At 46.3% G+C, this 4,856-nt stretch carries 7 protein-coding genes, 1 tRNA gene and 1 pseudogene; 8 read left to right on the forward strand and 1 reads right to left on the reverse strand.

Features of this window, described 5'->3' with window-relative positions; all coding sequences use genetic code 11:
* From PX481_RS29480 to PX481_RS29515, 8 genes and pseudogenes are all read left to right on the forward strand, one after another.
* Positions 1–301 (forward strand): annotated as a pseudogene (locus PX481_RS29480) (carbonic anhydrase); the annotation flags it as partial.
* Positions 302–529: 228 nt separating this feature from the next.
* Positions 530–892, forward strand: coding sequence for a 50S ribosomal protein L19 (gene rplS, locus PX481_RS29485; RefSeq protein WP_002738040.1), 363 nt, complete (start codon positions 530–532; stop codon positions 890–892).
* A 101-nt stretch (positions 893–993) separates the two neighbouring features.
* Positions 994–1,066 (forward strand) — tRNA-Trp (locus tag PX481_RS29490).
* 124 nt (positions 1,067–1,190) lie between these two features.
* Complete coding sequence (gene secE, locus PX481_RS29495; protein ID WP_002761141.1) at positions 1,191–1,427, forward strand: preprotein translocase subunit SecE; 237 nt, start codon at positions 1,191–1,193, stop codon at positions 1,425–1,427.
* Entirely contained in the window at positions 1,424–2,041 is a 618-nt protein-coding gene (gene nusG, locus PX481_RS29500; protein WP_002761140.1) for a transcription termination/antitermination protein NusG, read from the forward strand. Before secE ends, nusG begins: the two co-directional genes overlap by 4 nt.
* Before the next feature lie 3 nt (positions 2,042–2,044).
* On the forward strand, positions 2,045–2,470 hold the full coding sequence (gene rplK / locus PX481_RS29505; protein ID WP_002761138.1) for a 50S ribosomal protein L11: 426 nt from the start codon (positions 2,045–2,047) through the stop codon (positions 2,468–2,470).
* Between the two features lie 55 nt (positions 2,471–2,525).
* Entirely contained in the window at positions 2,526–3,239 is a 714-nt protein-coding gene (rplA, locus tag PX481_RS29510; RefSeq protein ID WP_043999247.1) for a 50S ribosomal protein L1, read from the forward strand.
* Positions 3,240–3,379: 140 nt separating this feature from the next.
* Positions 3,380–4,303: a bifunctional riboflavin kinase/FAD synthetase gene (locus PX481_RS29515; RefSeq protein WP_288026402.1), complete on the forward strand. Its 924-nt coding sequence runs from the start codon at positions 3,380–3,382 to the stop codon at positions 4,301–4,303.
* Here the strand turns inward: PX481_RS29515 and PX481_RS29520 are convergent.
* Positions 4,300–4,572: a hypothetical protein gene (locus tag PX481_RS29520; protein WP_002761130.1), complete on the reverse strand. Its 273-nt coding sequence runs from the start codon at positions 4,570–4,572 to the stop codon at positions 4,300–4,302. The genes PX481_RS29515 and PX481_RS29520 overlap by 4 nt on opposite strands.
* Positions 4,573–4,856 lie beyond the last annotated feature (284 nt).

Below are 4,856 nucleotides of genomic sequence, written 5' to 3' on the forward strand. Positions count from 1 at the left end.
TTTTCGGATTGAAACTGGCGAAATTTTAGCCTATGATCCCATCCTACACGATTTTGTCGCTCCCCATAGTAAAATTACCCATCCCGAAGCAGCAGACAATTTACCCTCTAGTCGTCACCTTCCCAATAGTCATCCCTTCAAGATTTCTGAGGATTATATCCGGACTCATGCGGACGTAAAAAAAGCGACTCCTGCGGTTAATACTGTGGCGAAAAAGAATGGCTCCTCAACCCAAAAACCGGGCTATAATTATTTAGACCCCTCCCAAGCTGATCGCATTTATCGCGGTTCGAGAAGTTAATTAGGGATTAGAGAAATTCTCTAGAGATGTGCTTATTACCGTCTCTAGAGTGGCAGTTAAGGGCAAGAGCCTTCCCGGTGGATAATGACCGTAATCCGGGACAATCAGCCTAACATCTGGTGACAGCATCGGCAAGTCAGCAACGCTCAGTGTTAGGAAAGCTAATAGCTATTGCTTTTTACTCAAAAAATATGGTATGATGGAAAACTGTCAGTTTTACGAAAGCCGATGAAAACGGAAGAGATTATCAAATCAATCGAAGCCGAGTATCTCAAGAGCGATCTGCCCATTATCCATGTCGGTGACACGATCCGGGTAGGGGTGCGAATCGTCGAAGGAGATAAAGAGCGGATTCAGCCCTACGAGGGCATCGTCATCGCCAAACGCCATGGCGGTATCAACGAAACGATTACAGTACGCAAAGTCTTCCAGGGTGTGGGAGTAGAAAGAGTCTTCCTGCTCCACTCGCCGCGGGTTGCCAGTATCAAGATCATCCGTCGTGGTAAAGTACGTCGGGCGAAACTCTACTATCTGCGCGATCGGGTTGGCAAAGCCACCAGGGTACAAGAACGTTTCGATCGCCCTCTCTAAAAATTTTCCGGCGACAGCCTAACCAAGAAAGTTGCTCAATCGCCAACAACTACGCTATAATAAATAAGGGCCTTAAAAAAGCCAAATAGTTTAGCGAATGGGCGCTCTTAGTTCAGTTGGTAGAACGCAGGTCTCCAAAACCTGATGTCGGGGGTTCAAGTCCTCCAGGGCGCGTTTGGTAATCACCAAGCCGATAACTGCAAAGGACATAATCTAAATGTCTGGGGGTTAGTGTGGGTTGTCCGGTGAAAATGATAAGTTAAGGATAGCTTGAGTATCATTTTAAGGAGTAGCGATCGTGGCCAAAAAAGAAACCCTAGAAAAAGACACGAGCGACAAGAAAGAGGGAAGCTCCTTTCAGGTCAAGGAATTCGTCAATGAAAGCAAAGAAGAACTCGCCAAAGTCGTCTGGCCTTCCCGTCAGCAACTTTTGAGTGAATCGGCGGCCGTGATGTTAATGGTGACTTTGGTAGCCACTCTCATCTATCTGATTGATAAATTCTTTGCCTGGGGTGCGGGGAAGGTGTTCCCATGAATCTAGAAGAAGAGCAGTTTCCCGAAGAAGTCAATCTCAGCGGCCTACCGAAAAAACCCCGTTGGTATGCCGTGCAAGTGGCTTCCGGTTGTGAGAAACGGGTCAAAGCCAATTTGGAACAGCGCATCCACACCCTCGATGTGGCCGATCGCATTCTGCAAGTCCAGATTCCCCAAGCGGCCACCGTCAAAGTCCGCAAGGATGGTTCACGGCAACACGGTGAGGAAAAAGTCTTCCCCGGTTATGTCCTGATCAAAATGATCATGGATGATGACGCTTGGCAGGTGGTCAAAAACACCCCCCACGTGATCAACTTTGTTGGGGCCGAACAAAAGCGCCACTACGGACGCGGCCGCGGTCACGTCACCCCGCTACCCTTGAGTATGTCAGAAGTCGATCGCATCTTCAAACAAGCTCAGATTCAAGAACCCGTCGTCAAAATCAATATGGAAGTTGGCGATCAAATCTTGGTTCTATCTGGTCCATTTAAGGACTTTGAAGGGGAAGTGATCGAAGTTAGTCCCGAGCGCGGCAAACTCAAGGCCCTGCTCTCCATTTTTGGTCGGGATACCCCGGTCGAATTGGAATTTAATCAAGTCGAAAAACAAAACTAAATCATGGCTAAAAAAGTCGTCGCAATTATTAAACTAGCTTTACCTGCTGGTAAGGCTAACCCTGCTCCTCCGGTCGGTCCTGCTTTGGGTCAACACGGGGTAAATATTATGGCGTTCTGTAAAGATTACAACGCTAAAACCGCCGATCAGGCCGGCATGATCATCCCTGTGGAAATCTCCGTTTTTGAGGATCGGAGTTTTACCTTTGTCCTCAAAACTCCCCCCGCTTCCGTTCTCATCCGTAAAGCGGCCGGTGTGGAAAGAGGTTCCAACGAACCCAACAAGAAATTTGTCGCCACCATTACCCGCGACCAATTACGGGAAATCGCCCAAACTAAACTGCCCGATCTTAACGCTAACGACATCGAAGCGGCCATGAATATTGTGGCGGGAACGGCCAGAAATATGGGTGTCAAGATCTCAGACTAAATCTTATTTCGGGGAGAAGTTAAGCTTCGTTATTACCCAAGGAGCAACAAATCAGATGGTAAAAAAAGTTTCACGACGTTTGCGAGATGCCCAGGCTAAGGTAGAAAATAAAGCCTACGAGCCATTAGAGGCACTGACATTATTAAAGGAATTAGCGACGGCGAAATTCGACGAAACCGCCGAAGCTCATATTCGTTTAGGTATCGATCCTAAATATACCGACCAACAACTGCGGACAACGGTAAGTTTACCCAAAGGAACCGGACGCACGGTGCGAGTAGCGGTCATTACTCGCGGGGAAAAGGTACAGGAAGCGAACAACGCCGGGGCCGATATCGTTGGTTCGGAAGAATTAATCGAAGAAATCGCCAAGGGGATGATGGATTTCGAGGTGTTAATCGCCACCCCCGATATGATGCCGAAAGTGGCTAAATTAGGTCGTCAACTCGGTCCGCGGGGTTTAATGCCTTCACCGAAAGGGGGAACCGTAACCACGGATTTAACGGGAGCAATCTCTGAGTTTAAAGCGGGTAAATTGGAATTCCGGGCCGATCGCACCGGGATCGTTCACGTTCAATTTGGCAAAGCTTCTTTTAGTGCCGAGGATTTGTTAATCAATTTGAAAGCTTTACAGGAAACGGTGGACAGAAACCGGCCTTCCGGGGCCAAGGGGCGTTACTGGCGCACGGTTTACGTTTCTTCCTCCATGGGGCCATCGATTCAAGTGGATATTAGCGCGCTGCGGGATCTGAAATTAGCAGAAGGTTAATACAGTTATTTTTTCTGAAAAAGCCTCCAAGTAATTGGGGGCGTTTTTTTGGCTTGATCGCCCGATTGATATAGAATCAAAAGGCTACACTCAAGATTAATCGCTTGAATTATTCTCTTGTATCTGTTCTTAGAGCCAGCGTGTGGATTGTAGATTCCCCTAATACCCGTATTTTAGCCCCTAGTGCGATCGCTCTTGGTAACTTTGATGGTTTGCACCTAGGTCATAAAACCGTCCTACAGCCAATTTTTCAGGATGACCCCGCTTATCCCACCGTTGTTAGTTTTACTCCCCACCCGCGGGAATTTTTTACGGGAGAAAAATGGCAATTATTAACTCCTCTAGGGGAAAAGGTGGAGGTTTTAGAGAATTTAGGCGTTAAACAATTAGTTTTACTGCCTTTTTCGGCTCAATTAGCTTCCCTGACTCCCTTGGCTTTTATCAAACAGATTTTAGTAGAAAAATTACAGGCTAAATCGATCAGTGTTGGTCAAGATTTTCGCTTCGGTTATCGTCGTCAAGGTACAGCCGAAGATTTATTACAGATCGCCTCTCAATTTAATATTAAAGTCGAGATTGTTGGTTTGAAAAACTGTGGGGCGGGTCGGATTAGTAGTTCCCTAATTCGTCAAGCTTTGGCAGCAGGAAACGTTGAGCAAGCTGGGCAAATGTTAGGTCGTCCCTACAGTTTAACCGGTCGTGTGGTCATCGGGCAACAGCTAGGCAGAACATTAGGTTTTCATACCGCTAATCTACAGGTTCCCCCCGATAAATTATTGCCGCGACTGGGGGTTTATTGCGGTTGGGTGCATCTTGATGGTTCTCGCTTACCGGCAGTTATGAATATCGGTTATCGTCCCACGATTGAGGGAAAAACTATCAGTGTGGAAATCCATTTATTGGATTGGTCGGGCTATGTATATGATCGCATTTTAACGATGGATTTAGTGCAATTCCTGCGACCAGAACAGAAATTTAATTCTCTCGATCGATTAAAAAATCAGATCGAGATAGACTGCGATCAATCTCGATTAATTCTAACTTCTGTCACCGACAACTCCTAATATTTTTGGTATTCTCTTTCCACTTTACCCACCGCTTTCAATAAAGGAGAATCGAGGGAATCGATCCAATCAGCTACTTCTCGCGCTAATCCTAGGGTAACAATGCCTTGAGACGGTGGTAATTGACCAGCTAAAGCCTGACTTTTGATGGTTTTCAGGACAGAAATTAAACCCTCAATCCGAGTCGATCTTTCTGTTTTCCGCATCTGTTCGGCCACGGTAATAGCTTGGTCAATTGATTGAATTAATTCCCTCATGTTCGTTTCCATAATAAGCTAAACGGCTTTTACTTCGGATCACCGATATAGACTCCAAAAGGGTTATAGCTGTTGGATCATGCAGGTTAAGCGCCGTTTAGCTTATTCTAGCGACAGGAAAGAGATGTAACCGTTATTGCTCGCCCCTCTCCCCATTGTATATCTGAACTTCCCCCGTATAAATATACTAGCTATGGCTCAAAGTCTTACAGAGCCTGAGTTAAAGCAATGTAATACTAATAAACTACTGGGTACAAACTCCTGAAATCCTTACGCAGACAGGGTTTGAGGCAAAA

The organism is Microcystis sp. M53603_WE2 (assembly GCF_030065435.1).